Source organism: Archangium violaceum, from assembly GCF_016859125.1.
Taxonomy (GTDB): domain Bacteria; phylum Myxococcota; class Myxococcia; order Myxococcales; family Myxococcaceae; genus Archangium; species Archangium violaceum_A.
Genome location: NZ_CP069338.1, coordinates 5,058,730 through 5,084,221 on the forward strand (window position 1 = coordinate 5,058,730; position 25,492 = coordinate 5,084,221).

The 25,492-nt window shown below is 68.8% G+C and carries 25 protein-coding genes; 10 read left to right on the plus strand and 15 right to left on the minus strand.

What is annotated here, in order from left to right; all coding sequences use genetic code 11:
• Nucleotides 1–20: 20 nt before the first annotated feature.
• The 4 genes from JQX13_RS21700 to JQX13_RS21715 form a co-directional block, all read right to left on the minus strand.
• Complete coding sequence (locus JQX13_RS21700) at nucleotides 21–3,194, minus strand: efflux RND transporter permease subunit (RefSeq protein ID WP_203410830.1); 3,174 nt, start codon at nucleotides 3,192–3,194, stop codon at nucleotides 21–23.
• 6 nt (nucleotides 3,195–3,200) lie between these two features.
• Nucleotides 3,201–4,427, minus strand: coding sequence for an efflux RND transporter periplasmic adaptor subunit (locus JQX13_RS21705; protein WP_203410831.1), 1,227 nt, complete (start codon nucleotides 4,425–4,427; stop codon nucleotides 3,201–3,203).
• The gene (locus JQX13_RS21710; protein ID WP_203410832.1) at nucleotides 4,415–5,821 is read right to left on the minus strand and encodes a TolC family protein; all 1,407 of its coding nucleotides are present in this window, start codon (nucleotides 5,819–5,821) and stop codon (nucleotides 4,415–4,417) included. The genes JQX13_RS21705 and JQX13_RS21710 overlap by 13 nt, the downstream gene beginning before the upstream one ends.
• Before the next feature lie 182 nt (nucleotides 5,822–6,003).
• Complete coding sequence (locus JQX13_RS21715; protein WP_203410833.1) at nucleotides 6,004–6,546, minus strand: M15 family metallopeptidase; 543 nt, start codon at nucleotides 6,544–6,546, stop codon at nucleotides 6,004–6,006.
• A gap of 206 nt (nucleotides 6,547–6,752) precedes the next feature.
• On the opposite strand from JQX13_RS21715, the gene JQX13_RS21720 reads away from it, so the two are divergent.
• The 4 genes from JQX13_RS21720 to JQX13_RS21735 all read left to right on the plus strand — a co-directional run bounded on the left by JQX13_RS21720 (nucleotide 6,753) and on the right by JQX13_RS21735 (nucleotide 9,968).
• On the plus strand, nucleotides 6,753–7,940 hold the full coding sequence (locus tag JQX13_RS21720; RefSeq protein ID WP_203410834.1) for a cytochrome P450: 1,188 nt from the start codon (nucleotides 6,753–6,755) through the stop codon (nucleotides 7,938–7,940).
• Between the two features lie 94 nt (nucleotides 7,941–8,034).
• The gene (locus JQX13_RS21725) at nucleotides 8,035–8,388 is read left to right on the plus strand and encodes a hypothetical protein (protein WP_203410835.1); all 354 of its coding nucleotides are present in this window, start codon (nucleotides 8,035–8,037) and stop codon (nucleotides 8,386–8,388) included.
• 125 nt (nucleotides 8,389–8,513) lie between these two features.
• A complete protein-coding gene (locus tag JQX13_RS21730; RefSeq protein ID WP_203410836.1) occupies nucleotides 8,514–8,966 on the plus strand; it encodes an ABA4-like family protein in 453 nt (150 codons plus the stop codon).
• A gap of 36 nt (nucleotides 8,967–9,002) precedes the next feature.
• The gene (locus JQX13_RS21735; RefSeq protein ID WP_203410837.1) at nucleotides 9,003–9,968 is read left to right on the plus strand and encodes a hypothetical protein; all 966 of its coding nucleotides are present in this window, start codon (nucleotides 9,003–9,005) and stop codon (nucleotides 9,966–9,968) included.
• On the opposite strand, the gene JQX13_RS21740 is transcribed toward JQX13_RS21735, so the two are convergent.
• From JQX13_RS21740 to JQX13_RS21755, 4 genes are all read right to left on the minus strand, one after another.
• Nucleotides 9,956–10,999 carry an ATPase gene (locus tag JQX13_RS21740; RefSeq protein WP_203410838.1) on the minus strand — a complete coding sequence of 348 codons (1,044 nt, stop codon included), beginning with the start codon at nucleotides 10,997–10,999 and terminating at the stop codon, nucleotides 9,956–9,958. The genes JQX13_RS21735 and JQX13_RS21740 overlap by 13 nt on opposite strands.
• 253 nt (nucleotides 11,000–11,252) lie before the next feature.
• Nucleotides 11,253–11,708, minus strand: coding sequence for a hypothetical protein (locus JQX13_RS21745; protein ID WP_203410839.1), 456 nt, complete (start codon nucleotides 11,706–11,708; stop codon nucleotides 11,253–11,255).
• Nucleotides 11,709–11,835: 127 nt separating this feature from the next.
• Nucleotides 11,836–12,288: a hypothetical protein gene (locus JQX13_RS21750; protein WP_203410840.1), complete on the minus strand. Its 453-nt coding sequence runs from the start codon at nucleotides 12,286–12,288 to the stop codon at nucleotides 11,836–11,838.
• 174 nt (nucleotides 12,289–12,462) lie between these two features.
• Nucleotides 12,463–13,386, minus strand: coding sequence for a hypothetical protein (locus JQX13_RS21755; protein ID WP_203410841.1), 924 nt, complete (start codon nucleotides 13,384–13,386; stop codon nucleotides 12,463–12,465).
• A gap of 154 nt (nucleotides 13,387–13,540) precedes the next feature.
• Here JQX13_RS21755 and JQX13_RS21760 point away from each other — a divergent pair, with 154 nt between their 5' ends.
• The gene (locus tag JQX13_RS21760) at nucleotides 13,541–14,443 is read left to right on the plus strand and encodes an AEC family transporter (protein WP_203410842.1); all 903 of its coding nucleotides are present in this window, start codon (nucleotides 13,541–13,543) and stop codon (nucleotides 14,441–14,443) included.
• Nucleotides 14,444–14,526: 83 nt separating this feature from the next.
• Here JQX13_RS21760 and JQX13_RS21765 read toward each other — a convergent pair whose 3' ends face one another.
• Complete coding sequence (locus tag JQX13_RS21765; RefSeq protein WP_203410843.1) at nucleotides 14,527–14,742, minus strand: hypothetical protein; 216 nt, start codon at nucleotides 14,740–14,742, stop codon at nucleotides 14,527–14,529.
• A gap of 211 nt (nucleotides 14,743–14,953) precedes the next feature.
• Here JQX13_RS21765 and JQX13_RS21770 point away from each other — a divergent pair, with 211 nt between their 5' ends.
• The 3 genes from JQX13_RS21770 (at nucleotide 14,954) to JQX13_RS21780 (ending at nucleotide 16,980) form a co-directional block, all read left to right on the plus strand.
• A complete protein-coding gene (locus tag JQX13_RS21770) occupies nucleotides 14,954–15,187 on the plus strand; it encodes a hypothetical protein (protein ID WP_203410844.1) in 234 nt (77 codons plus the stop codon).
• Between the two features lie 78 nt (nucleotides 15,188–15,265).
• Nucleotides 15,266–15,553 (plus strand): hypothetical protein, encoded by a 288-nt coding sequence (locus tag JQX13_RS21775; protein WP_203410845.1) that lies wholly within the window; start codon nucleotides 15,266–15,268, stop codon nucleotides 15,551–15,553.
• Nucleotides 15,554–15,762: 209 nt separating this feature from the next.
• On the plus strand, nucleotides 15,763–16,980 hold the full coding sequence (locus JQX13_RS21780) for a proline dehydrogenase family protein (protein WP_203410846.1): 1,218 nt from the start codon (nucleotides 15,763–15,765) through the stop codon (nucleotides 16,978–16,980).
• A 15-nt stretch (nucleotides 16,981–16,995) separates the two neighbouring features.
• On the opposite strand, the gene JQX13_RS21785 is transcribed toward JQX13_RS21780, so the two are convergent.
• The 3 genes from JQX13_RS21785 to JQX13_RS21795 all read right to left on the minus strand — a co-directional run bounded on the left by JQX13_RS21785 (nucleotide 16,996) and on the right by JQX13_RS21795 (nucleotide 19,650).
• Nucleotides 16,996–17,883 carry an ATP-grasp domain-containing protein gene (locus JQX13_RS21785; RefSeq protein ID WP_203410847.1) on the minus strand — a complete coding sequence of 296 codons (888 nt, stop codon included), beginning with the start codon at nucleotides 17,881–17,883 and terminating at the stop codon, nucleotides 16,996–16,998.
• A gap of 85 nt (nucleotides 17,884–17,968) precedes the next feature.
• Nucleotides 17,969–19,177 (minus strand): PLP-dependent aminotransferase family protein, encoded by a 1,209-nt coding sequence (locus tag JQX13_RS21790; protein ID WP_203410848.1) that lies wholly within the window; start codon nucleotides 19,175–19,177, stop codon nucleotides 17,969–17,971.
• Between the two features lie 2 nt (nucleotides 19,178–19,179).
• Nucleotides 19,180–19,650, minus strand: coding sequence for an Lrp/AsnC family transcriptional regulator (locus JQX13_RS21795; RefSeq protein ID WP_203410849.1), 471 nt, complete (start codon nucleotides 19,648–19,650; stop codon nucleotides 19,180–19,182).
• Nucleotides 19,651–19,951: 301 nt separating this feature from the next.
• On the opposite strand from JQX13_RS21795, the gene JQX13_RS21800 reads away from it, so the two are divergent.
• Nucleotides 19,952–21,250 carry a lyase gene (locus JQX13_RS21800; protein WP_203410850.1) on the plus strand — a complete coding sequence of 433 codons (1,299 nt, stop codon included), beginning with the start codon at nucleotides 19,952–19,954 and terminating at the stop codon, nucleotides 21,248–21,250.
• Between the two features lie 13 nt (nucleotides 21,251–21,263).
• Here the strand turns inward: JQX13_RS21800 and JQX13_RS21805 are convergent, their stop codons facing one another.
• The 3 genes from JQX13_RS21805 to JQX13_RS21815 form a co-directional block, all read right to left on the minus strand.
• Nucleotides 21,264–22,079: an SRPBCC domain-containing protein gene (locus JQX13_RS21805; RefSeq protein ID WP_203410851.1), complete on the minus strand. Its 816-nt coding sequence runs from the start codon at nucleotides 22,077–22,079 to the stop codon at nucleotides 21,264–21,266.
• Nucleotides 22,076–22,432, minus strand: coding sequence for an ArsR/SmtB family transcription factor (locus JQX13_RS21810; protein WP_203410852.1), 357 nt, complete (start codon nucleotides 22,430–22,432; stop codon nucleotides 22,076–22,078). The genes JQX13_RS21805 and JQX13_RS21810 overlap by 4 nt, the downstream gene beginning before the upstream one ends.
• A gap of 103 nt (nucleotides 22,433–22,535) precedes the next feature.
• Nucleotides 22,536–23,558 carry an aldo/keto reductase gene (locus tag JQX13_RS21815; protein ID WP_203410853.1) on the minus strand — a complete coding sequence of 341 codons (1,023 nt, stop codon included), beginning with the start codon at nucleotides 23,556–23,558 and terminating at the stop codon, nucleotides 22,536–22,538.
• A 212-nt stretch (nucleotides 23,559–23,770) separates the two neighbouring features.
• On the opposite strand from JQX13_RS21815, the gene JQX13_RS21820 reads away from it, so the two are divergent.
• Complete coding sequence (locus JQX13_RS21820) at nucleotides 23,771–25,483, plus strand: SH3 domain-containing protein (protein ID WP_203410854.1); 1,713 nt, start codon at nucleotides 23,771–23,773, stop codon at nucleotides 25,481–25,483.
• Nucleotides 25,484–25,492: the final 9 nt, after the last annotated feature.

Here is a 25,492-nt window from a genome sequence, read left to right on the forward strand (position 1 = left end):
CTCGGGAGAGGGGAAGGGGCTCAGGCCGGGTGCGGTGTCTGTCCATCTCCGCCCGGCGCCGTGGGCGGCGGTGTCCCGTGCTTGTGCCGCTTGAGCAGCTTCGTGCGCGCCAGTTCCACCAACGTGTACAGCACGGGGATGAAGATGAGGTTCACGAAGGTGGACAGCAGCATGCCGCCGAACACCGCCGTGCCCAGCGACTTGCGCGAGGCGGCGCCCGCGCCCGAGGCCAGCACCAGTGGCACCACGCCCAGCAGGAAGGCGAAGGACGTCATCAGGATGGGCCGCAGTCGCGTGTCCGCCGCCTGGATGGCCGCGTCCACCACGCTCTTGCCCTGGTGCCGCAGTTGCTCGGCGAACTCCACGATGAGCACCGCGTTCTTGCTGGACAGGCCCACGAGCATCACCAGACCCACCTGGCAGAAGACGTCATTGGCCAGCCCGCGCAGGTTCTGCAACCCCAGCGCTCCCAGGATGGCCACCGGCACGGCCAGCATGATGACGAAGGGCAGGGCGAAGCTCTCGTACTGCGCCGACAGCACCAGGAAGACGAAGATGATGCCCAGGCCGAAGATGAGCAGCACCTTGCCCGACGCCTGCTTCTGCTCGAGCGACAGGCCCGTCCACTCGAAGGTGTAGCCCGCGGGCAGCGCCTGGCGGGCGACGGCCTCCATGGCCTCCAGCGCCTGTCCCGTGCTGACGCCGGGCGCGCCCTGGCCGTTGATGGTGGCCGAGCGGAACAGGTTGTAGTGCTGGATGTTCTGCGCGGTGGTGACGGGCTCCACCTTCACCAGGCTCTCCAGCGGCACCATGTCGCCCTGGGCCGAGCGCACGTAGAAGGCGGAGATGTCCCTGGGCTCGTCTCGGAAGGGCGTGGCCGCCTGTACGTAGACGCGGTAGACGCGGTTGGCGAAGGTGAAGTCGTTCACGTACTGGCTGCCCATGTAGACCTGCAGCGTGGAGTAGAGCGTGTCCAGCGACACGCCGAGCGCCTTGGCCTTCTCCCGGTCCACCGACACGTTGAACAGTGGGGTGTTGGCCGTGAAGGAAGAGAAGACGCTGCGCAGGTCCGGTGACTGGTTGGCCCGTGCCGCGAGCTGCTGCGTGGCCGCCGCCAGCTCCTCCAGTGTGTGGTTGCCCGCCTGGTCCTCCAGGACGAACTCGAAGCCACCCACGCTGCCCACGCCGCGGATGGTGGGGGGCTGGAAGGCCAGCACCCGTGCTCCGGGGATGGCGGCGAACGGTCCTCGCAGCCGGTTCACCAGACCCGCCACGCTCTGCTCCGCTTCCTCGCGCTCTTCCCAGGGGGCGAGGTTGACGAAGAGGACGCCGTAGTTGGGGCCGGAGCCCAGCACCGAGAAGCCGCCCACGGTGAAGATGTCCTTCACCTCCTTCTGCTGGCGCAGCACCTCCTCGGCCTGGATGAGCACCCGCCGCGTGTAGTCCAGGGACGTGCCCTCCGGACCCTGGATGGCGACGATGAGGTAGCCCTGGTCCTCCTCGGGGATGAAGCCCGTGGGGGTGACGCGGTAGAGCACCGCGGTGATGCCCAGGAACACCACGAAGACGCCCAGCACCACCCACCGGGCGGTGGGCCCCAGCAGCTTGCCCAGGAAGCGCGCGTAGCCGCTCCGGAAGCGCTCCATGCCCTGGTCCACCCAGCGGAAGACGCGCCACTTCTGGCCCTCGTGGGGCCGCAGCAGCCGGGCGCACAGGGCGGGTGACAGCGTGAGGGCCACCAGGGCCGACAGGCTGATGGAGAAGGCGAGGGTGAGCGCGAACTGCCGGTAGATGGAGCCCGTGGTGCCCGGGAAGAAGGCCACCGGGACGAACACCGCGGAGAGCACCAGCGCGATCGCCACCAGCGCGCTCGCCACCTGCTTCATGCTCCGGTGGGTCGCCTCGCGCGCGTTCAGGTTCTCCTCCGCCATGAGGCGCTCGACGTTCTCGATGACCACGATGGCGTCGTCCACGACCAGACCCGTGGCCAGCGTCAGGCCGAACAGCGTCAGCGTGTTGATGGAGAAGCCGAACGCGCTCACGAAGGCGAAGGTGCCCACCAGCGACACCGGCAGCGTCGTGGCCACCACGAGCATGCTGCGCCAGCCGTGCAGGAAGATGAAGATGACGAGGACGACCAGCGCGATGGCCTCGAGCAGCGTGTGCAGCACCTCGTTGATGGACTCCTCCACCGCCTGCGTGGTGTCGAAGGCCCGCTCGTAGACCATGCCCGGCGGGAAGTTGGCCGAGAGCCGCTCCAGCTCGGCCACCACCCCCTCGCGCACGTCCAGCGCGTTGGAGCCGGGGAGCTGGAAGATGCCCAGGCCCACCGCGTCGCGGCCGTTGAAGCGCAGGAGTTGGTTGTAGTTCTCCGCCCCCAGCTCCACCCGGCCGATGTGCTTCACCTGCACCAGCGAGCCGTCCTCGCCGCGCTGCACCACGATGTCCCCGAACTGCTCCGGCGTGGAGAGCTGGCCGAGCACCTGCACGTTGATTTGATATGACTGTCCCTGGGGCGCGGGGGGCTGGCCCACCTGGCCCGCGGCCACCTGCACGTTCTGCTCGCGCAGGGCGTTCACCACGTCCTGCGCCGTGAGGCCCCGGCTCGACAGCTCCGTGGGGTCCAACCACAGCCGCATGGCGAAGCGGCGCTCGCCGAAGATGCGCACGTCGCCCACGCCCTGCACTCGCAGCAGCGCGTCGCGGATGTAGACGTCCGCGTAGTTGCTGAGGAAGCCCGTGTCGTAGCGCCCTTCCTTGTCATACAGACCGAAGGACATGAGCAGCTGCGACTGCGTCTTGTTGATGGTGATGCCCAGCGCGTTCACCTCGGCGGGCAGCCGCGCCGAGGCGGTGGCCACCCGGTTCTGCACGTCCACCGCGGCGACGTCCAGGTCCCGCTCCGGCTCGAAGGTGACGGTGATGCTGCTGGTGCCGTTGTTGCTGCTGGTGGAGGAGATGTAGCGCATGCCCTCCAGGCCGTTGAGCTGTCGCTCCAGCACCGTCGTCACCGCGCTCTCCACCACCTCGGCGGAGGCCCCGATGTAGTTGGCCGTCACCGTCACCTGGGGCGCGGCGAGGTTGGGGTACTGCTCGACCGGCAGGCTGGGAATGGAGATGGCTCCCACCAGCGTGATGAGGATGGAGATGACGCTGGCGAGGATGGGCCGGCGGATGAAGGTATCGGTGAACATGTGCTCTCACCTGCCTCCGTCCGGACCCGTGCCCGCGTCCCCGGTACCCCCAGGGCCCGCGCCGCCCGTGCCCGCGTCCGCGGCGCCGCCCACGCCCTGGCCCTCGCCCTGGGGCTGCCGCACTGGCTTGGGCTGGATGGGCTGGCCATCCCGGATGGCCTGCAGCGAGCCGACGATGACCTGCGTCCCTTCCTCCAGGCCCTCGAGGAGCTCGTAATGATTGTCCTGGAGCTCGCCCACGTTGATCGGCCGGCGCTGCGCGATGGTGGCACCCCCATCGGCCTGTGCCGCCACCATGGCGAAGAACTGGCTGCTCTGCTGCGTCACCGCGTAGGTGGGCAGCCGCAGCGACTCGCGCGTGTCGTACACCACCTGGACGTGCACCAACTGGCCCGGGCGCAGCCCCACCGTGTTGTCGAAGGCGGCCTTGAGCTCCACCAACTGCGTGCGCGTGTTGGGCGTGGGGGACACGAAGAAGACGGGGGCGCTCACCACCGGCCTGCCCTCGTCGTTCAGCACCTCCACCAGCGTGCTTCCCACCTCCACCTGCGCGGCGCGCTCCGGCGGCACCGCGATGGAGACCTCCAGCGCCTCGCCCTGGTTCACGCTCGTCAGCGCTGTCTGCGGGGTGACGTAATCGCCCACCTTCACGGGGATGTCGCCCACCACGCCCTCGAAGGGCGCCTGCACCCGGTAGAAGCCGAGCTCCACCTGCTCCGACCGGAGCTGGGCCTCCGCCGAGCGAGCACTGGCCTCGGCCGCCGTCGCCTGGGCCACCGCCTGCTCATAGTCCTGACGGCTCATGAGGCCCTCGCGCAGGAGTTGCTCGGCGCGCTCGCGGGTGTTCCGGGCGAACTCCCGCTGGGCCAGGGCAGATCTGCGTTGGGCCTGGGCGCTCTGCACGCTGGCCTGCTCGCGCCTCGGGTCCACCTCCAGCAGCGCCTGCCCCCGCTTCACCTGCTCGCCGGGCTTCACCGTGATGCGCTGCACGTACCCGGCCACCTGGGGATAGACGGTGATGCTGCGGCGGGAGATGAGCGTTCCCAGGTACTCCCCGGTGTCTCGCACCGGTCCCGGTCTCAGCTCCATCACCTCCACCGCCATCGGCTGTCCGGCCCCCGGCCCTCCGGGTCCTCCCTGCTGCGGGCCTTGTTTGCCATTGGAGCCCTGGCACCCGGCCAGCACGAGGGCCACCCACCACATCCCCCTCACTCCCTGCCTCACCAGTCGCATGCTGCCTCCGCGAGGAATGCCTCCATCCGCGCCTGGAACAACTGGAACTCACTCACCACCAGATTCAGCTCCGCCTGCCGCAGCGCCGCCGCGGACACCACCAGGTCCTGGCTCGTCCCGGCGCCCACCTCGAAGGCGCGGCGGGTGAGCCGGTCATTCTCCGCGGCGAGCTCGCGCGCCCGGGCGGCGATCTCCCGCTCCGCCCGCGCCACGTCCACCTCTCGCTGTGTCTGCGTCACCTCCACCGATGCCGCGCGCTGCCGCGACACCACCTCCTGGCGGATCGCTTCCTCCTGGGCCCGGGCCTGCTGCACGAGCGCCCCGCGCCCGCCGCCCGCGTAGAGGGGCACGGAGAGCACCGCGCCGATGTTCCACACGGGCACCCGCGCGAAGCCGGGATCCACCGTGAGGGCCAGCGCGGTGCTCTGCGCATCCAGCGTGGGCCAATACTGCGCCTGGGCCGCCGACACGTTGCGCTCGGCCGCTTCCAGGCGTGCGCGCGCCGCCGCCACGTCCGCCCGGGCCTCCACACCTTCCACCCTGCGGCACTCCTGCTGGCCGCGTTGCAGCAGCTCCTCCAGGGAGACGCCGCGCGAGAGTCCCACCGGCTGCTCCTGTCCCAGCACCAACCCCAGCGTATCCCGCGCCTGCCGCAGCGACTCGTCCCCGGACACCACCGCCAGGCGCGCCGACTCCGCGTCCTGTCGCAGGCGGATGACGTCCAGCTGGGTTCCCGCGCCCAGCTCCAGCCTCCGCTGGGCGAGCGCCAGCCGCTCCAGGGCCGAGCGCAGGTTGACGCGATTCACCTCGGAGAGCCGCTCGGAGGAAGCCACCCGCGCCAGCGCCCGGGCCAGGGCTCCGGTGAGCTGGCGCCGCGTTTCGTCCAGGGACAGCTCGGCGGCGCGGCGCGAGGCATTCGCCGAGCGCAGGGACTGGATGGCCCGCAGGTTGAACAAGGGCACGGCGGCCGTCAGGACGGCCGTGCCCAGCGGCGAGGTGGTCCCGCCCGTTGCTCCGGTGCCTCCGCCGATTCCCCCGCCGACTCCTCCTCCTCCAAGGACGGGCGTCGAGTCCGGGTCGAGCACGTTGTATTGGACGGAGACCGAGCCATTGAGGGCGGGCAGCAGTCCGGCGAGTGCCGCGCGCCGCTGGCCCGCGGCGGCCTCCACCTGGGCCAGCGCGACGCGCAGGTCCGTGGAGCGTTGGCGAAGCAACTCGAACGCCTCATCCCAGGAGCCCACCTGCACCGGCGCGGGTGGGAGGGACGCCAGCAACAGGTCGGAGACCTCGGGTTGGAAGGGCTGGATGGCGGTGGGAGGTTCCGCTTGGGCCAGCGTCGCTCCAGCGGGAGTGCTGGCATTCCAGAGCTGGGCTGTGAGCAGGAGGGCGATCATGGGCAGGCAGCCCACAGTGGTGCTCGCCCCGTTCGTTTGCCTTCTAAATGAGTACGCCCATGACACAGCAAGACATTGGAAGTGCTCTCCAACGAGCACTCTCAACAGCCGAGAGTGGGACGGGCACGGTTGGACGGGGGAGTTGCCCGAAAGCGAGCACTCCGGACTTCACACTTCGGACTTCAGGAGGAGGAGGCCGTCCGCTCCGGCTCCTTCGACGGCAGGGGTTGGCCGAGGCAGTCGGTGCCCGGAGCGGGCGCGCGGGTGGAGCGGGGCCGGTACTCCCAATGCCACGGCTCCGAGGGCACCGTGCGCCGGAAGCCATGAAGGCACGCGTTGGCCTCGAGCCACCGATAGGTGGGGGTGTCCTCGTCCCCCACGACGATGTCCACCGCGAGGCCTCGCTGGTGGTTGGAGCGGCCGGGGCGCGCCGCCTGGGGGCCGAGGCCCATGCGATAGCGCTCGTACAGCAGGCGTTGCTGCCGGCGGGTGCGGTAGCCGCTGTTCACCCAGAGCCGGATGCCCTCGGCGCGGGCCGCCGTGGACATCCGCAGGAAGGCGGCCGCGGCGTCACGGCGCAGCGACTCGCCGCCCGGGAGGGTGACGAGCTGCTTCGACGGGGGCTTGGTCCGTTTGCGTTTCGGCTGTGCACCGGGCGAGAGGCCAGGCATGAGCAGGCACACGAGAGCGAGCAGGAGGCTCCAGCGGAGCCGCGGGAACGGCATGGGCAGTTCCTGTCGAGGGGGCAGGACAGGGTGCTCTCACATTCATTCCCGAAATGCGAGCAGGCCGCCAGGCAGGCGCCGAGCGGTCCGCTGGCTTCGAACGGGAGGGACCGGGTGGGGCTGAGTGGCTCGTCCGTTCGCCTGCCCCGTGACGTTACTTGGGTGTACGGTTTACAGCGTTCTGCCTCTTCCCTGGAGACCCGCCCATGAGTGGCCGCCCCAACTTGATGACACCCGAGCTGAAGGCGAACCCCTTTCATCTGTACGCGGAGCTGCGCCGCAATGCTCCCGTGAGCCAGGTGGACCCGGGTGGCATGTGGGCCGTCGCTCGCTACGAGGAGGGGATGTTCGTGCTCAAGAACCCGCGGCTCTTCTCCTCGGCGGGTTTCGGGCTGGCGACCAACCCACCGTGGCTGGGCGGCAACCCCGCGTCGCGGTCGATCAGCGCGATGGATCCTCCCCAGCACGGGCGGCTGCGGACGCTCATCAACCCCGCCTTCACTTCCGCGGCGGTCAACCGGATGGAGCCGCGCGTGCGCGCCTTCGCCCGGGAGGTCGTCGCCCGGCTGCCCCTGGGGAGCCCGGTGGACATGGTCCCGGCCTTCGCGCTGCCCGTGCCCGCGTTCGTGCTCGGCAACCTGCTGGGGCTGGACGCCTCACTGCACTCTCAGCTCAAGCACTGGGCGGACCAGCTCACCAGCGTCACCGCCATCCGTCCGGATGAGACCGAGCGCCAGGAGCCGGTGCGTCGGGCCGTCGCGGACGTGAAGCGCTACTTCGGCGAGGTGGTGGAGCACCGCCGGCGCGAGCCCGGCGAGGACCTGGTGAGCGACCTGCTCCGGGCCCGGGTGGAGGGCGAGGCCCTCACGGACGATGAAATCATGGCCTTCCTGTTCCTGATGCTGCTGGGCGGGCTGGAGACGACGGTGCAACTGCTGGGGTTGTGCGTCCTGGCGCTGATGGAGCACCCGGACGTGATGGCGCGGGTGCGCGCGGATCGCTCGCTCATCCCCCGCTTCGTCGAGGAGGTGCTGCGCACCGGTGCACCGGGCCACGGGCTGCTGCGGGTGACCACGGAGGAGGTGGAGTTGGGGGGCGTCCGCCTGCCCAAGGGGGCGCCGGTGGTGGTGCTGCTGGGCTCGCTCTGCCGGGACGAGGCGTTGTTCCCGAACGGAGATCGCTTCGACATCGACCGGCCCGCCTCGCAGCTGCCCTTCGGCCATGGCCCGCACTTCTGCATCGGTGCGCTGCTCGCGCGGATGGAGGCGCGGCTGGCCGTGGAGGCGCTGCTGGAGCGGTGCGGTGGGGTATCGCCGGGGTCGGAGCCGGTGGTGTGGCACCGCTCGATGGTGGTGCGCGGGCCCTCGTCGATTCCCGCGGTGCTGCACCCGTGATGAAATCATGATGAAGAGCGTGTCCCCGCATGATGCTCGGCGCGCGGGTGCTGCTGGATGATGGCCAGGTCTCGTTGATGGAGGTGGCCTCGCAATGACTCGCACTCCCCGCACCGTCTCCCGCTGGAGTCTCTGGCCGGACAGGAAGGACGTGGCGGAGGCCTCCAGCCTGGGCGCCATGGATGGTCCGGCGGCGCTCGCCGCCAGTGCGGCCCTCCGGGAAGTCATCCAGTCGTTCGGCCCCCAGAGTGACGTCTTCGCCCAATGCTCGAGCCCCGCGGAGGCGCTGGACGTCCGGGTCTTCAAGTGGCGCGAGCTGTACTACGTCACCGTGGACGAGCGGTTCGACAGGTGTGGGGGAGCGAGGACCCGGTTTCCAGGCTGGTTCGAGTCCTACGCCGTGTCTCCCGCTGGCGAGGTGCTCGCGCGTCGCGGCGACAGCCGTTGAGCGTCCTTGGAGGGGACCTGCCGGGCTCGGGCCCGGGGGGGATGTTGACAGCGACAACTTTGGTGTTTACGTTGTCAACATCAGGCGCGGCGGTGACACGTGCGCGCGCTCCACCGAGGTGGTTCGTGAATGAAGAGCTGATCCTGAAGGTGCTGAACGTTCCGGTGCTGCTGGGCTGGCTGTCGATGGTGCTGGCGCCCCGGGCGCGCGTGACGCGGTGGTTCTTGGAGAGCGACGTGCTGCCCCTGGGCATCGGGGTGCTGTACCTGGCGCTGGTCGCGCCCCACCTGCCGGGCCTGCTGCGTGAGTTCGACACGCTGGCGCACATCGACGTGGCGCTCCATCGCCCCGGAATGCTGCTGGCGGGGTGGATCCACTACCTCGCGTTCGACTTCCTGGTGGGCAGGGTGGTGCTCGCGGATGCCCAGCGCCGGGGCATCCCGCATCTGCTCATCGTGCCGTGCCTGTTGATGACCTTCATGCTGGGACCGGTGGGCTACCTGGCCTACGCGGTCGTCCGGTTGGTGTCGCGCCGCTTCCGCTCGGCCGTGGCCCCGCTCCCCGTTCCCGGCACCTGAGCTCCGTTTCCCTCCTCGCCATTCCTGGAGAACCCCATGTCCAAGACCTCCGCCTCGTCCTCGCCGCGCGCCCTCTGGAGTCGAGCCTGGGCCCTCTCGCCGGCCCTCGCCCTCGGCACCGGGGTGATGCTCCTCGGTGCCCTGCTCTCCGCGGCCGGGCTCGTCCTCGACTCGCGCCAGTTGTTGGGCGAGTCCCTCTGGCTGAAGCCGCTGAAGTTCTACGTCTCGCTGGCCCTCTACAACGCCACCGTCCTGTACTTCCTCGGCTTCCTTCACGAGCGCCAGCGGTTCGTGCGCGTCGTGGGCAACATCCTGTCCGTGTGCGGCGCGCTCGAGATGGTGGCCATCACGCTCCAGGCGGCGCGCGGGGTGCGCAGCCACTTCAATATCGCGACGCCGTTCGACGCCGCCGTCTTCTCGAGCATGGGGATCGTCATCACGGTGCTGTGGGGGACGATGATGGTGCTCGCCTTCGTGCTGCTGCGGACGAAGCTCGAGGATCGCCCCCTGGCCTCGGCGCTGCGCGTGGGGCTGGTGGTGGGGGTGTTGGGGGCGGGGCTGGGGTACTTCATGACGTCGCCGCGCGCCGAGCAGGTCGCGAGCATGAAGGACGGCGCGCCGGTGGAGTCGGGCTCGCACACCTTCGGTGGGAAGGATGGGGGCCCGGGCCTGCCGCTCGTCGGCTGGAGCACCACGGCGGGAGACATGCGGCCGGCGCACTTCCTCGGGCTGCACGGCATGCAGGTGCTGCCCGTGCTCGCGGTGCTGCTCGCGCGGCGGCGGTCCCTGTCCGAGTCCCGTCGCCTGGCCCTGGTCCGGGCCGCGGGGGTGGCCTACGTGGGCCTGACGGGGGTGCTCGCGCTCCAGGCCCTGCGCGGCCTGCCCCTCCTCCAGTGGGACGCGACCGGTATCGCGAGCCTGGCGGTGGTGGCCCTGGCGAGCCTCGCCACGTTCGCGGCGAGCCCCGCGCGCAAGCTCGTGCTGGGGGCTCAGCCCACCTGACGCAGTGCCGTGCGGCCGGCCTGCACCTGTTCACGGACCGCGTCGATCAACAGGTCCGAGCGCAGGGGCCCGGAGAGGAAGGCCCGCGCACCCAGGGCCCGCGCCCGCTCCTCGTCACGCACCCGGCCCGCCAGCAGCAGCCGCGCCCGGAGCCCCCGCCGCTTCACGCTCTCCACCGACTGCAGCGGTGCCAGGACCACCGCGCACTCGCTCGCGTTCCGCACGTCCTCGGTGCGAGCCACCCGCGTCCGCAGCCCCTCGTCCTCCAGCAGCTTCAACAATCCACGGGTCGCCTTGACGCCCCAGCCGTACACCCAGACGTCCGGTGCGGGCTCCACCTCGGGCCTCGAGGCCAGCGAGGGCCTGGACGCCACCTCCACCCGCGGCATCTCCGGCTCGGTGGGACGGGCATGGGTCGGGAGCTCCTCCGTCAGCGGCGTCATCACGGGCAGGCCACCCTGCTCGACGGTGGAGGCCAGGACACCGCCCTGCACCATCATCAGGTACTCGGCGCGATCCGTCACCAGCGGCAGGTGTTCATCCGCCTCGGGGAGGGGAATCGGCTCCACCGGGCGCCGCGCGCCGATCAGATGGGGGTAGTAGAGCCGCTCGAGGGCCTGGGAGATGGCGGCATCGGTCGCCAGCAGCGTCACCACCCGCGCCTTGCCGGTCACGTGCGCCACCTCATCCATGGACGGGAGATGGGCCGGGGCCGCGGTGGCCACCACCAACACCGAGTCGCGAGGTCCCTCCAGCCGGAGGGGGATGACCCGGTAGGCTTCCGCCACCTGCACGGGCAGCACGTCCACCAGCCGGGGATCCAACAGCTCCGCGTCCAGATCCACCGTCGGGAGTTGCACCTGACTGGCCAGGACGTCGAGCACCTGGTGCGCGGTGCAGAAGCCCATGTCCACCACCACCTGCCCCAGGGGCACGCCCCACTTGTTGTGGATTCCCAGCGCCGCACGCAGCTGCAGCTCGTCCAGGAGTCCGTTCTCCCGAAGCAGGTCACCCAGTCGTTTCTTCCGCATCGTCGCGCCCTCTGGAGGTGTGCTCCGTCCCATTGCGCGCGGCGTGCCAGGCCTGGAGGGCCCCAGAGCGCCAGAAATCTCCCTGTTTTCAGTGGGTTGGCTCGGCCAGGAGCACGAGCGGGGCGGTGACGGGACTCACCACCTGGTGACGGGGGTCACCACCGGCCCGAGCCCGCAAAGCCGAAGGGCCGGCCCCGCTTGAAGCGGAGGACCGGCCCCGAGGACTCCAGGCACTCTCGCGAGCTCGCGAGGATTAGGCGGCGTAGCGCGCGGCCAGGGCTTCGGCCTGAGCGGAGGAGAACACCTCCTGCAGGTTGTGCGTGACGCTCGCGCCGACATCCTTGTTGGCGAACGCGCCGACCTTCTCCGCGGTCTGCTTCACCGCCTCGGCGAAGTCGGCCAGCTGGCTGACCTTGGGGGCCAGCTTCTTGGCGAACTCGAAGATGGAGCCGAGGTTGCCCTTGGAGATCAGCGACAGGGCACCGTCGATGGCCTTCTCCGCGAAGGGCTTGATCATGTTGCCCAGGTTGAACGGGAGCTTGTCCAGCAGACCGCCCGCGGCCTGCTTCACGAATCCGCTCAGGGCCTCCTGGGGGGACTGGAGGATCTTCACGGCCTTGCCCGCGATATCCGCCACCTTGCCCGCGAACTCACCGACCTTCTTCGCCGCGTTGCTGATCGCGTTGGTGATGCCCTTGATGAAACCCATGACAGACCTCTTTGTGCTGGAGAGAGAGAAGTGGACGCCCGTGTTGCTCGAGGCTTCAGAAGGATTCTCGGGGGAGGCGAATAAAGGTTGCGTGATCCCGATTTTTTCGTGCCCCCCTTCCGAAGGGCTAGCCGCGGGGGACGCTGCTCTTCTTGATCTGGTCCATCAAATCCTGGCGCGTGGAGGCATCCTCGGGCGCGGAGGGGACGACGCCGTTGGCGGGCACCTCGGTGACGGGACCCTTCCGGCCGGCGGCCCCGGCGGCGTCGAAGCCCGACTTGCGGTACTGGGAGCCCGGCTCCAGGTCTCCGCTGACGACGGCGGCGAACAGATCATGGACGCCCTTCTCGTCCATGGGCTCATAGCCGGTGGCGCGCAGGTCGGCCTCGTCGGCCACTTCGAACACCGGCTTCTTCTCCGGGTGCTGGAGGTAGTCGAGGACCTTCTCCACGTAGGCCGGCAGCTCCATGTTGACGGCCTTGGCGATGCGCGCGGTGTCAGGATCCTTCATCAGCTCCGCGCGGATCTCCTCGATGGGGCGCTTGAGGGCACGCTTCTTTCCGGAAGTCTCCTGCGACATGTCTTTACGCTCCCCCTTGAACAGGGCGGTCGGATGGATGCGGACAGTCTAGCCAGAAACTTCCGGAACGCGAAAAGAGGGGGATTCGCGTTGTCCCGGAACCCGCGCGCGCTGTGAGCACGCGGGCCCGGGGTGTTGCACGGCGGCGCGAGGAGCAGCGTCGCCGGAGGGGGCTCACGGCGTGCCGTTCACGTTCGCGGGGCCATACACCCCGTCGTAATTGCCGGAGACGCTCCGGATGAACGTGTTGGCCTCGACCTCGAAGGACTGCGCGGTGGGGTAGCCCTCCGCGTCCAACTTCCCGGAGAAGGGAACGCTCTCGTTCATCTGGATCATGAAGGTGGGGCCCCACATGTGCATGTTGCTGAACTGGACGAAGCCCTCCGGAGTGGCCCTCAGGGAGAAGGAGAACGGCACGTCCCTCATGGACGCGGCGACGCGCTCCAGCAGCGCGGAGGGAGCCCCCCCGAACTGGAGGGTGAGGGGGGGGTGGGCATCCACCGACAACTCCTTCCACGACGACCAGTTGTTCTTGTTGAGCGTGGCCGACTCGAAGCTGATGACGAAGGGGATGCTCTGGCCCACCAGCTCATCGAAGACGCTCGGCCCACTGGTCGGGTCCTCGCGCTGGGTGAAGTGGAGGGTCCCGGAGAGCCAACCCCCGTTGTCCACCTTGATGCCCACGCTCGCGTCGCCATTCCCGGGCACCTTGAACAGGAAGCGAACCTCGGTCAGCTCCTCCTTGGTCACGGAGAACGGCAGGGGGTTGGGAGAGATCATCTGCGCGGGCACGGGAGTCCCGGGCGCGTCCGTGCTCTCCAGGTGCCAGGGGCCCTTGAGCTCGATGGTGTAGGAACCGGCCAGCAGCGTCGTGTGCACCATCTCCGCCGACGTGTCCGTGAGGGTGACCGTCTGCGGCCCGGTGATGTCGAACGTCGCCCCCACCAGCCGGTAGAGCTTGCCATCCGGAGACGGCGAGACCAGCGGAAGCCGCAGCGTGCCCGCCGCCTGCTGCTCCACGTCCATCACTCCGCTCTGCCCACCACAAGCCACCACCAGGAGTGCGAGGACATACGCCCCGGTATTCCAAAGTCGCACGAATATTCCTTTGAGGAAGGAATCTCGTACCCTATAGAGGCGGTCAGATTCTTGTCAAATGAGAGGGGGCCGCCCTCTCGGGGCGTTCCGCGGCCACACGCGATGTTCTGGTGCTCCCTCCGGATTTACAGCACAAGGCGCGGAGGAGATCCTCGTGAGTCAGCTCGTTGGACTGCTCGCCGCCAGCCTCATCCTCGGAGCCATCGCCCGGCGCAGCGGCCGCTTCCCGGAGCAGACGGCGCTGGCGCTCAACGCCTACGTCCTCAACGTGGCGCTGCCCGCGCTGGTGCTGCGCTCGGTGCACCGGCTGACGCTCGTCCCCGAACTGCTCGTCGCCGCCGTCACGCCCTGGCTCGTCTTCGGCGGCGCGTGGCTCTTCTTCCGCGCGGTGGGCCCGCGGTTGGGCTTCACGCCCCAGACGGTGGCGGCGCTCGTCCTCACCGGTGGGTTGAGCAACACCGCGTTCGTGGGCCTGCCGCTCATCGAGGGTCTCATGGGCCGCGAGGGGCTGCAGGTGGCGGTGGTCATTGATCAGCTCGGCTCGTTCCTCGCGTTGGGGACGGTGGCCACGCTGTTCGCCGCGCGCGCCGCCGCGAAGGATGCCCGGCCGAAGACGCTGCTGAAGAAGGTGCTGGGCTTTCCCCCCTTCATCGCGCTGGTGATCGCCTTCCTCCTGCACCCGTGGAACTGGCCCGCCTGGGTGGACGTGGTGCTCGGCCGGCTGGGAGACCTGCTCACCCCGCTCGCGCTCTTCTCGGTGGGCTTCCAGCTCCGGTTCTCACAGGTGAAGGGCCGGGTGCGCGCGCTCGTGCTGGGACTTGGCTACAAGCTGGCGCTCGCTCCACTCACCATCGCGCTGTTGCTGCTGGCGGTGCCCGGCATGAGCCGTCTCACCTTCGACGTCTCCGTGCTCCAGGCCGCCATGGCTCCCATGGTCACTGGAGCCATCCTCGCCGCGGACAACGGCCTGGACCCCGAGCTCTCCGCCCTCATGGTGGGGCTGGGCATTCCCCTGTCGTTCGCCACGGTGCCTTGCGCCCTGTGGCTCCTGCATTGAGTGCTGGCGGGGGTTCAACGAGTATCCGCTCCGAGGGACGCGCGGCTCCGTGAGGAGGGGCCCGGCTCGGAGCTTCCTGCTGCCTACGCGAACGCCTTCGTGGCGTAGGAGATCTCCAGTCCTCCCCTGTGCATGCGCAGCCGCGTGCGCGACAGCCAGTGGCAGTGAGGGCAGTAGCTGTGCGAGCCACTTCCCGGCGTACTGCGGATGGTGACCGCGCCACCACACAGCACGCAGCCCTCGGGCAGAGTGAATTCGGAAACGGTGTCACCCGTGTTCTTCTCGGTCGATGCGTTCATGCCCCTTCACGTAACGCAGCAATCCGCGCCCACAAGTCGCCGGGCCTGCTTTTCGTGCACCCTCGGAGGGCAGGCAGGCAGGCGGGCCTGTAGCTCCTCCCGTCCCTCGCCCCCTTGTTCACGGCCACACACCGCAACCCGTCGTGTTCAGGCGTTCCCGTTGGCACGCCGCTTTCAAGGGAGACGGCGTTCCAGGAGGGGAAGGGTGGGTATGGAGATCTCTCGAATCACGCTTCGCCGACATCGGAAGAGCTGGGGCGTGGAGGTGACCCTCGGGGAAGGAGAGGTACGGCGCTATCGCTACGGCAGTGAGGCGCAGGCACGCTACTTCGCGGCCGTCTTCGAGCTCGGACCGCGTTGGCTGCCTCCGGTGTCGCGGCGGAGCCAGCGGCGCTCCCGGGCCGGGGGCCCCTCCGTCGAGCGGGCAGCGAGCGGGCCCGCGTAGCTCACCCGGGGCCCGGGCATCCTCCGGCCCCGCGTGGGGGTTCCGGAGAGGCTTCGCACCTGCTAGGAGTCACGTCTCATGAGCAAGAGCAACTACACGCCCCGGCCCAATCGCGAGCCCATCACCCGTGAGTCGGATCCGGCCGGCCGCTGGTCCTCGAAGTTCCCGGACATGATTGGCTACAAGAGCCAGGGCGGCGGCATGGTGCCCGCCGACTATGGTTGGAACACCAACCCCAAGCAGTGGCAGGAGGAGATGACGCCGGAGACGCTCGCCACCGAGTACCGGAACCTGGTGATTCCGCGCCTCCCCGTGACCGCTGCCGCTCCCGCGCTGCCCGAGAGCGCCAAGCCCGAGTCCAAGTAGTCAGCCCTCCCCGTGGCGTTTGTCGCAGTGCGGCGTCACGGAGGAGTGACAGCGGGGAGTTGGATGGGAAGTGTGGGCGTGTGTTCAGTCCGTGCAGCCAGGCTTGCACCGCGACGCGCCGCCCACCCCCCTCGGCTTGATGCGGCCGTGAAAACCATGTAGCCCGGCGGCCGATGTCCGCACTCGCCCCTTCCTCCCCTGAGCACCCCGTGGGGTCTCCTCCCCAGGTCTCGTTCGACAACACGGCCATCGCCTTCGCCACCAAGAGCGATGCGCAGATGCGCAAGGCACACCTGCTCTTCTCCTCGTTGGAGCAGCCGTTGCTGGTGCGCGCCGGCATTCCCCTGTCGGCCTGGCTGCTGCGCATCGGCTTTCCCGGTGTCCGGTTGGTCGTGAAGCACACCGTCTTCGAGCACTTCTGCGGAGGCGAGAGCATTCAGGAGTGCGATGCGGCCATCGAGATGCTGGGACGTTTTGGGGTCCAATCGATTCTCGATTACAGCGTGGAGGGGGAGAAGTCCGAGGCCGGCTTCGATGCCACCACGCGCGAGACGCTCGCCACCATCGAGTGGGCGGCGACCCATCCGCACATTCCCTTCAGCGTCTTCAAGGTGACGGGCCTGGCGCGCTTCGGCCTGCTGGAGAAGCTCGGTGCGCGCGAGTCGCTCAGCGCCGACGAGCAGGCCGAATGGGAGCGGGTGCGCGAGCGCGTGCTGCGCATCTGCCAGCGCGCCCATGAGCTGGGCGTGCGCATCTTCATCGACGGCGAGGAGACGTGGATCCAGGACGTCATCGACGGCCTGGGAGAGGAGATGATGGCCCGCTTCAACCGGGAGCGGCCCCTCGTCTACAACACCTACCAGATGTACCGGACCGCGAGCCTGGGCAACCTGCGCGCGGCGCTGGAGCGGGCCAGGAGCAAGGGGTACTTCCTCGGCGCCAAGCTGGTGCGTGGCGCGTACATGGAGAAGGAGCGGCAGCGCGCGAAGGAGCGCGGCTACGCGGATCCGATCCAACCGGACAAGGCCGCCACCGACGCCGACTATGACCGTGCCGTGCTGTTCTGCCTGGAGCACCTCGACCGGATGGCGCTCTGCGCCGGCACGCACAACGAGGCCAGCTGCCAGCTGCTGATGCAGGAGCTCGGCCGGCGCGGCATCGCCGCGAATGATCCGCGCGTCTTCTTCAGCCAGCTCTATGGGATGAGCGACAACATCTCGTTCAACCTGGCGAAGGCTGGCTACAACGTCGCCAAGTACCTGCCCTATGGACCGGTGCGCGCCGTGCTGCCGTACCTCATCCGTCGCGCGCAGGAGAACAGCGCCATCGCGGGTCAGGGTGGGCGCGAGGCCCGGCTCATCCGCGGCGAGCTGCGGCGGCGCAAGCAGGCCAGGGCCCTGCTGGGTCCCGGTCAGCAGGCGCAGTGAGCGCGGTAGACGTGTCTACCGCGCGCGGGCCTTGTGGGCGATGGCGTCCGCCAGTCGCTCCACCGCGCGCGGTCCTCCCTGCCGGAGGAAGAGGTTGGGCTCGGTGATCTCCAACTCCATCAGCAGGAGCCCGCCCCGCTCGTCCCGCGCCACGTCCACCCGGGCGTAGAGCAGCTCGAAGCCGGTGGCGGCGAGGACCTGATGGGCGAAGGCGCGCTCGTCCTCGGCCGAGGGTGCTGGCTCCGCGGCGGTGGGATCGTACCCCGGCTCTCCCGATAGGGCCGCCGGCCGCTTGATGGCGTGGGTGTGCTCGCCACCCAGGAAGAGGATGGAGCGCTCGCCGTAGCTCTCCACCGAGGACAGGTAGGGCTGCACCATCATGTCCTTGAGCGGGAGGACGCGCTCCACCAGCGCCTGCGCGGCGGGGACATCCTGGGGCCCCCGGACCCGCACCGTGTCTCGAGCGCCCGCGGACACCGTCGGCTTCACCACCGCATCGCTCCAGCCGCGCTCGGCGAGCAGCGCCTTCACGTCCACCGTCGAACCTCGCTCCAGCCATGTGGTGGGCACGATGGCCACGCCGCGCGCCTCGAGGTCACGCAGGTAGCCCTTGTGCGTGTTCCAGCGGAGCACCTCGGGCGGGTTCCACAGCGGGCAGCGAGCGCCAGCACGCTCGGCCCAGGTCACGAATTCATCACGGCGCTTGTCCGAGTCCCAGGCGGTACGGATCAACGCGAGCCGGAAGTGGCTCCAGTCCACCGAGGGATCATCCCAGACGACAGGTCCCGCCCTCAGCCCCCGAGCGGCGAGCGCTTCGGCGAGGAGCGCCTCGTCGGGCAGACACTCGGGATAGGTGGACGCGGTGACGAGGGCGACGTCGAAGGAGCTCCAGTTCGCGGACATGGGCGCTCTAGATAGCGCTCCGGTCGCGGCGCGCACGTGGAAATCGCTCGGACTCCGGGTTGACGTCCGAGCGGAATGCCCTGCCTCAGCGCTGGGCGGCGATGACCGCGCCGAGCCGGCGCATGCCCTCTTCGATCAGCTCCGGCGGGCGGTTGGAGTAGTTCAGGCGCATGAACTCACCGCGCGGCGTGCCGGCGAAGAAGGGAGAGCCGGGCACGAAGGCGACGCGCTTGTCGAGCGCCAGCGGGAAGAGGACGTCCGCGCTCATGCCCCGCGGCAGCTCCACCCACAGGAACATGCCACCATCCGGCTGCGTCCACCGGGTCCCCTCGGGCATGTGCTTCTCGAGCGAGGCGAGCATCGCCAGACACCGCTCTCCGTAGATGGCGCGCAGCCTGTCCAGGTTGGCGTTGTAGTCGAAGCGCGACAGCAGCCGCGCGGTGGCTCGCTGCGCGACCGTGGCGGTGTGCAGGTCCGCCGACTGCTTGGCGACGGTCAGGGTGCGGATGAGCTCGCGCGGCCCCACGGCCCAGCCGATACGCAGCCCGGGCGCCAGCGTCTTCGAGAACGTCCCCAGGGTGATGACCACGCCCTCGTTGTCGAGCGAGGCCAACGAGGGCAGGTGCTCGCCCCGGAAGCGCAGCTCACCGTACGGGTTGTCCTCGAGGACGAGGATGCGGTGCTTCTGGGCGAAGCGCACGAGCGCGTGCCGGCGCGCCAGCGACAGGGTGGTGCCCTTCGGGTTCTGGAAGTTGGGGACCAGGTAGATGAGCTTGGGCTTGCGGCCGGCGACGAGCCGCTCCAGCTCCTCCACGCGCATGCCATCATCGTCGCTGCCCACGACGGCGAAGGAGGCCTCGTAGCCGCTGAAGGTCTGCAGCGCGGCGAGGTAGCTGGGGTCCTCCACGACCACCAGGTCGCCCGGATCCAGCATCACCTTGGCCACCAGGTCGATGCCCTGCTGCGAGCCGTTGGTGATGAGCACCTGATCCGTCGCGGCGTGCAGACCGCGCTCGCCCAGGTGGGAGCAGATCCACTCGCGTAGGGGCCCGTAGCCCTCGGTGGTGCTGTACTGCAATGCGGCGCGGCCCTCCTCGGCGAAGACCTCGGCATGCGCCTGGGCGATCGCCTCCACCGGGAACAGCTCGGGCGCGGGAAGCCCTCCGGCGAAGGAGAGCACGTCGGGACGCTCGGCCACCTTGAGGATCTCCCGCACGGCGGACGCCTTCATCCGCGACATGCGCTTGGCGAGCGGGAACGCCGCAGGGGCGGGAATGCTGACAGCCGCGGTCATGGTCAGGCTCCTTTCAACACTTCGGGCGAGACGTGGACGTACGTCTCTTCCTTGATGGAGGACAGGACGATGGTGGTGTGAGTCCTTGTGACGCCAGAGATGGTCCGCAGCGTCTCCACCAGAAACGTGTCGAGCGTCTTCGTGTTCGAGGTCCGCACCTTGAGGATGTACGAATCCTGACCGGCGACGCGGTGCGCCTCGAGCACCTCGGGCATGGCCAGCACCTTCCTGGCGAACCCGTCGAAGTACTTCGGATGCTCGATGCTCACACCGATGAAGGCGGTGATGTCCTTGCCCAGCTTCGCCGCGTCCACGCGCGCCGCGTAGCCGGTGATGACTCCTCGCTCCTCGAGCTTGCGGATGCGCTCGGCCACCGCGGGCTGTGACAGCCCCACCATCCGGGAGATCTCCAACTGCGTGGCGCGGCCGTCACGCTGCAGCAGGTCGACGATGCGATGGTCGAGTTCGTCCATGGGCGCGAGGTAGGAGGCGGGGTGGCCTTATTTTTATAAGTCCGAAGGTTTGAACTCGAATAATATATATGTGTTCCGGGTCTCATGCAAGCGGGAGCAGGCAGACCGCCGAGCGCCTCTCGCGGGGGCTCGTCCGGGACCTTCGTTCGAGCCGGACGGCGGATGTCTATGACTTCGTGCGCACGGTGGGGGGATGCCCCGAGGTGATCGGGTGGGAAAGTGGAATTGCTCGGATTACCTGTCTGGCTTGTTTCGATCGATTTTGATTTGATCTTCTCCCCCCTTGCTTCGGAGCGTTTCCATGCGTCGTCTGCTCTCGTCCCTCGTGATGATCTCCCTGCTGGGTTGTGGCGCGGACCTCATTTCAGAAGAGGAGGTCTCCCTCGAGGCAGGGGAGGCGGGGCTCGCGGCGCCCGTGCTCGCCAGCCCCAGGCAGGCCACGGTGGACCGGGCCATCGCCGCGCCGCTGGGGTGGTTCGGCGTCACCTCCACCGGGGAACGCTACTGCTCCAATTGCAATGGCCAGTCCATCATCCTCGCCATCGCGGCCTTCAAGGGGAACACGAGCGCCGACGCGAGGCTCCTGCAGCAGCTCCGCTACGTCATTGGCAACAACCGGGAGCCCTTCGCCAACGGCGGCTACATGGCGCAGCACGAGCGGATGATGACGGGCATGTTCGCGATCGCCAAACGCACCCCGCGCGTCTGGAATCAGCTCAGCGCCTCCGAGAGGACGAAGATCGATCTCATCATGAAGGCGACGCTGGTGGGCTCGGCCTATACGACCGCCGACAAGAGCAACGCGGGCGGCGCCACCCCCACGGGCATCGACGGAGACACCAATCTCGACCGCGACTGGAACCCCAACTACCGCGAGGGCATGGTGGGCGCGATGCTCGTCTCCACGTTGTACCTGGGAGGCCGGACCGCGACGGACACGTTCCTCAACGGCTACAAGCACGCTTCCTTCGTGGCGCAGCTCTCGTCGGCGGGCCTCACCCGCCTGGCCTCGGTCTTCAACACGAACGTCAACAATCCGAGCGCGGGGGCTCCCAGCGCCGCCACCATCGAGAACGCCATCCGGGACTACCGCTACAAGGGCCTGGCGCTCGACAAGCTCTTCGACATCTACGTGCTGCTGGCGAACGACACGTTCAGCGCCACCGTGGATTGTGGCCTCAATGGGGGCACTGGGGTGGTGTTGAGCTCGGGCGAGCACTCGGGCTACCTGGTGGAGGGCTGCGCCCAGTTGCCCAACAAGGGCAAGGTGGGCCAGCTCAAGGAGTTCCATTCCAGCGACGCCAACGGCTCGCGCAGCTCCAGCACCTATGCCTATGACGGCCTCAAGCCGGACCTCATCAACCACGCGGTGCTGATGGCGTATGGGGCCATCCCCTCGGGCACCAGCACCACCACGGTGGTGAACCGCATCTCCGTGGGCGCGACGGATCTGTTCTTCAAGGTGTCCCACGGCTACCGCAACTACGCCAAGGGCAAGGACTACGGCGTCTACCAACTGCCGGCCACGGGCATCGGGAACGGCTTCGAGTTCAACCGCCCCCTCTGGGAGGACGTCATCGCTCCCGCGCACGGCCTCTGAGGATGGATGCCATTCATGGGGCCCGTTCGAGACGTCGGCCGCCGAAGGCATGGAGGGTTCTCGTGCCGGCGGTGAACCGTCCCGAGATTCGCGCGCCCCTGGGGACGACGAACTCCCGCCCGGCGCCGAGCTGGATGTCCATGCCATTGATGGTCAGCACGTAGCTGCCTTCCAGCACCACGAGGTACTCGTCGAAGTCGCGCCACTGCTCACCGGTATCCGCGTCGCTCTTCGCGTGGCAGAGGGTGAGCTGGGTGCCATCGGCGCCGTCGAACACGTAGGCCTCGACGCCAGGGAGGCGCAGCGAGCCCTCCGCGACGCGGTTCGCTGGACCCGCCAGGAAGGCGGGGAAGCTGCCGAGGCCGAAGCGCGCGGCGTACTCCGCGTTGAGTGCGGAGAAGCGCTCCTTGTCGAACCCGGCGGCGGGATTCCCGTCGACAGCCGCCTCCAGGTTGTCCAGGCAGAAGTGCCAGCCCGTGGCGTCGCGGGCGACGTTCGCGCGGTCAGCCGGGATGGTGGTGAAGACCAGCACGCAGCCCGTGCCCTCGGGCCGCAGCTCCCACCTCAGCAGGTCTCCTTCCCACGTGTATTCGAGGACGCGCGGCGGGTCGAACACCGAAATCTTCCCGGTGCCAGGATCGCCTTCCTCGAAGAAGAAGCGCAGCTCGGCGCCGGCCTCGCGAGCACCCTCGATGCGCGCGGGGAACCAGTGGGCCAGTTCCTTGCTGTCCGTGAGCGCGCGCCAGACCTTCTCGGGCGGGTGGGCGAGGCGTCGCTCGAACCGGAGCTCGACACGATTGCCCCGGGTCGTCAGGGTTCCATGCTTCATCGCTTCCTCCTTGGGGCCGGGCTCCGGCGGGTGGGGGCGGGCTCTTCGTCCGCCATGGTGTCCAGGTGGCGCTCCAGCGCGTCGAGCCGCCGGGACCACAGCTCGCGGTAGGGCGTGAGCCAGTCGTCCAGCTCCACCAGGGGCTCCGGACACAAGCGGTACAGCCGCCGCTGGGCGTCCTGCTCCACGTCCACCAGCCGTGCATCCTTGAGCACGCGCAGGTGCTTGGACACGGTGGGCTGCGTCAGCCCGAGCCGGTCCACCAGCTCCCCAACGGGGCGGCGCCCCTCGCGGAGGAGGTCCAGGATGCGGCGGCGATTCGGCTCCGCCACGACTTCGAACGCGCTCATCATGACCTTTATATGCTAATCGAGGCATATGCCTGTCAAGGCATGTCAGGGCGATGCGAGGCACCGCGCTCGAGCGGGGAGGCGGGCAGGGGCCCTCCCCCGCTTCTCAGCGGCGGCGCGCGGCGGGGGCGAGCGCCGGGTTCTCCCACCCCGCGTCGGCCGGGTTGATGTTCGTCCCGGGCGCGACGATCTCATCGATGCGGTCCAGCAACGCGCTGTCCAGCTCGAGGTCGGCGGCGCCGAGCTGTGATTCCAGCTGCTCCATCGTGCGGGGACCGATGATGGCCGAGGTCACGGCCGGGTGGTTGATGACGAAGGCGATGGCGAGGTGGACGAGCGACATCCCCGCCGTATCGGCCAGCCGGCCCAGCGCATCGGCCGCCTCGAGCTTGCGCTGATTGACGGGCTGCGACAGGTCATAGCGGGCGGGCATGCGCGCGGCGCGCGGGGTGGAGGGAGGCGCCTCGCCCTTGCGCCACTTGCCGGACAGCCACCCGCCCGCGAGCGGACTCCAGGGGATGACTCCCATGCCGTGACGCTGGCAGGTGGGCAGGACGTCCGCCTCCACGCCTCGCACGAGCAGGGAGTAGGGCGGTTGTTCGCAGACGAAGCGCGTCAGGCCCCGCTCCCGTGCGGTCCATTGCGCCTCGACGATCTGCGACGCCGGGAAGGTCGAGGAGCCCACGTAGCGCACCTTGCCCTGGGTGACGAGGTCGCTCAGCGCCCCGAGCGTCTCCTCGATGTCGGTGTCCGCCGAGGGCCGATGCACCTGGTAGAGGTCGATCCAATCCGTCCTCAGGCGGCGCAGGGACGCCTCGACCTCCTGGAAGATCCACCGGCGGGAGTTGCCCTGCTGGTTGGGGTCGTCCCCCATGGACGCATGGAACTTGGTGGCGAGAATCACCTTGTCGCGGCGGCCATCGGCCAGGGCCTTGCCGACGATCTCCTCGGACTCCCCCCGCGAGTAGATATCCGCGGTGTCGATGAAGTTGATCCCCGCGTCGAGCGCCCGGTGGATGATCTTGATGCTGTCGTCGTGGTCCTGGTTGCCCCACTGACCGAACATCATGGCCCCGAGGCACAACGGACTCACACGGACGCCGGTCCGTCCAAGGATGCGGTAGTTCATGTCTGGCTCCTCTTGAGGGTCCGGGGAGTGAAGGGCTCCAGGCCAGGGACCACAATGAAAGAGCCGCCGGATTGTTCACCAATCCTCGCCCGAGCTCCCGCGCCCGGCCCTCCGCCGGTTTTTATTGCCCGGAAATCATTTCCCGAGACGGCGCGGGATTTCCTCCCTCCCTCCCACAGGAAGGTCCTTTTCCAAGCGAGAGGAGGCAGTCCATGGATGTACGTATGGCCGTACTGGGGGGGATTCTGTCACTGGCCGTGGGGTGTAGTGGCGCGAGCGGCGATGCGGTGGAGAACGCCGAGCTGAAGGGGGCCGACGAGACGGTACCCGCCCCCGAGCATGCCTTGAGCGGCTGTGTCTCCGCGCAGGCGAGGCTGGAGACGACCGCCCCGCTGAACCTGCGTCAGGGCCCCTCCACCGATGCGCCCATCCTCCTCACGCTGCCCGCGGGCGCCGAGCTGTCCCTGGCCGCCGAGCCCTGCCCCGACAACGGCTTCTACAAGGTGCGCTTTGGTGGCTTCGAGGGTTGGGCCTATGGGGCCTGGCTCGGCTCGGGCACCCTGAGCAGCGCGCTCTCCTCGGCCAATTCCCGTGACGATGCCATCGCCCGCGCCAGGGCGGGTGTTGGCTTTTCCTATTGGTGGGGCCACGGCCGGTTCCTTCCCCAGGGGCCTTCCAGCAGCACCCGGGGCTCGTGCGCCGGGAGCTGCCCGGATTGCTCGCACTCGGGCTCCTACGGTGGCGACTGCTCCGGCTACGCCGCCAAGGTATGGGTGGTGCCTTCAACCAACACCGATCTCACCAAGGACTCCCACCCCTACAGCACCGCCGTCTTCAACACCGCGTACCACGGTTGGCACAACGTGCAGCTCGGCAGCATCCAGAAGGCCGATGCCCTGGTCTACAACAGTGGTGGCGCCGGCCACATCTTCATCTACGAGAAGGGAGACCCCTGGGGCAGCATGTATGCCTACGAGTGCCGCGGTTGCGCGGATGGCTGCGTCTATGGCCTGCGCAGGGCTGGCAGCGCCTACAAGGCGATCAGCCGTGACGGTATCCAGTCGTGCTCGGTGGGTGGGGCGATCCTGACGCGCTACAACGAGCTGGGTGGAGCCGGGGGCGTCCTGGGCTCGTGCACGACGAGTGAGATGACGACGCCGGACGGAGTGGGCCGCTACAACCACTTCCAGAATGGAAGCATCTACTGGACGCAGGAGACGGGGGCCTGGGACGTGCGTGGCCTCATCCGCGCGAAGTGGGAGGCATTGGGCTGGGAGAACGGAGTGCTGGGCTACCCGACGACGGGTGAGATGGTGACGCCGGACGGCGTGGGCCGCTACAACCACTTCCGCAAGGGTGGGGTGCTGGGCAGCATCTACTGGACGCAGGAGACGGGGGCCTGGGAGGTGCACGGCGTCATCCGCGACAAGTGGGCGGCGCTGGGCTGGGAGAAGAGTGTGCTGGGCTATCCGATCACGGACGAGATGAAGACGCCGGATGGCGTGGGCCGCTACAACCACTTCCGCAAGGGCGGGGTGCTGGGCAGCATCTACTGGACGCCAGCGACGGGGGTCCACGAGGTGCACGGCGTCATCCGTGAGAAGTGGGCGGCGCTGGGCTGGGAGAACGGAGTGCTGGGCTACCCGATCACGGACGAGATGGTGACGCCGGATGGCGTGGGCCGCTACAACCACTTCCGCAAGGGAAACACCGAGGGCAGCATCTACTGGACGCCAGCGACGGGGGTCCACGCGGTGCACGGCGTCATCCGTGAGAAGTGGAAGGCACTGGGCTGGGAGACCGGCTCGCTGGGCTACCCGGTGTCAGATGAGTACCCCGTCGCCACTGGCCGTGAGAGTGAATTCCAGAAGGGCTTCATCACCTACTCCTCCTCCACCGGTGCCGTGTCGGTCCGGATGAAGTAGCGCGACAGC

Excerpts from the sequence above, each read along its gene's own strand:
- JQX13_RS21700 (WP_203410830.1), bottom strand. The coding sequence starts at position 3,194 with ATGTTCACCGATACCTTCATCCGCCGGCCCATCCTCGCCAGCGTCATC.
- JQX13_RS21705 (WP_203410831.1), bottom strand. The coding sequence starts at position 4,427 with ATGCGACTGGTGAGGCAGGGAGTGAGGGGGATGTGGTGGGTGGCCCTC.
- JQX13_RS21710 (WP_203410832.1), bottom strand. The coding sequence starts at position 5,821 with ATGATCGCCCTCCTGCTCACAGCCCAGCTCTGGAATGCCAGCACTCCC.
- JQX13_RS21715 (WP_203410833.1), bottom strand. The coding sequence starts at position 6,546 with ATGCCGTTCCCGCGGCTCCGCTGGAGCCTCCTGCTCGCTCTCGTGTGC.
- JQX13_RS21720 (WP_203410834.1), top strand. The coding sequence starts at position 6,753 with ATGAGTGGCCGCCCCAACTTGATGACACCCGAGCTGAAGGCGAACCCC.
- JQX13_RS21725 (WP_203410835.1), top strand. The coding sequence starts at position 8,035 with ATGACTCGCACTCCCCGCACCGTCTCCCGCTGGAGTCTCTGGCCGGAC.
- JQX13_RS21735 (WP_203410837.1), top strand. The coding sequence starts at position 9,003 with ATGTCCAAGACCTCCGCCTCGTCCTCGCCGCGCGCCCTCTGGAGTCGA.
- JQX13_RS21740 (WP_203410838.1), bottom strand. The coding sequence starts at position 10,999 with ATGCGGAAGAAACGACTGGGTGACCTGCTTCGGGAGAACGGACTCCTG.
- JQX13_RS21745 (WP_203410839.1), bottom strand. The coding sequence starts at position 11,708 with ATGGGTTTCATCAAGGGCATCACCAACGCGATCAGCAACGCGGCGAAG.
- JQX13_RS21750 (WP_203410840.1), bottom strand. The coding sequence starts at position 12,288 with ATGTCGCAGGAGACTTCCGGAAAGAAGCGTGCCCTCAAGCGCCCCATC.
- JQX13_RS21765 (WP_203410843.1), bottom strand. The coding sequence starts at position 14,742 with ATGAACGCATCGACCGAGAAGAACACGGGTGACACCGTTTCCGAATTC.
- JQX13_RS21770 (WP_203410844.1), top strand. The coding sequence starts at position 14,954 with ATGGAGATCTCTCGAATCACGCTTCGCCGACATCGGAAGAGCTGGGGC.
- JQX13_RS21775 (WP_203410845.1), top strand. The coding sequence starts at position 15,266 with ATGAGCAAGAGCAACTACACGCCCCGGCCCAATCGCGAGCCCATCACC.
- JQX13_RS21785 (WP_203410847.1), bottom strand. The coding sequence starts at position 17,883 with ATGTCCGCGAACTGGAGCTCCTTCGACGTCGCCCTCGTCACCGCGTCC.
- JQX13_RS21790 (WP_203410848.1), bottom strand. The coding sequence starts at position 19,177 with ATGACCGCGGCTGTCAGCATTCCCGCCCCTGCGGCGTTCCCGCTCGCC.
- JQX13_RS21795 (WP_203410849.1), bottom strand. The coding sequence starts at position 19,650 with ATGGACGAACTCGACCATCGCATCGTCGACCTGCTGCAGCGTGACGGC.
- JQX13_RS21800 (WP_203410850.1), top strand. The coding sequence starts at position 19,952 with ATGCGTCGTCTGCTCTCGTCCCTCGTGATGATCTCCCTGCTGGGTTGT.
- JQX13_RS21805 (WP_203410851.1), bottom strand. The coding sequence starts at position 22,079 with ATGAAGCATGGAACCCTGACGACCCGGGGCAATCGTGTCGAGCTCCGG.
- JQX13_RS21810 (WP_203410852.1), bottom strand. The coding sequence starts at position 22,432 with ATGATGAGCGCGTTCGAAGTCGTGGCGGAGCCGAATCGCCGCCGCATC.
- JQX13_RS21815 (WP_203410853.1), bottom strand. The coding sequence starts at position 23,558 with ATGAACTACCGCATCCTTGGACGGACCGGCGTCCGTGTGAGTCCGTTG.
- JQX13_RS21820 (WP_203410854.1), top strand. The coding sequence starts at position 23,771 with ATGGATGTACGTATGGCCGTACTGGGGGGGATTCTGTCACTGGCCGTG.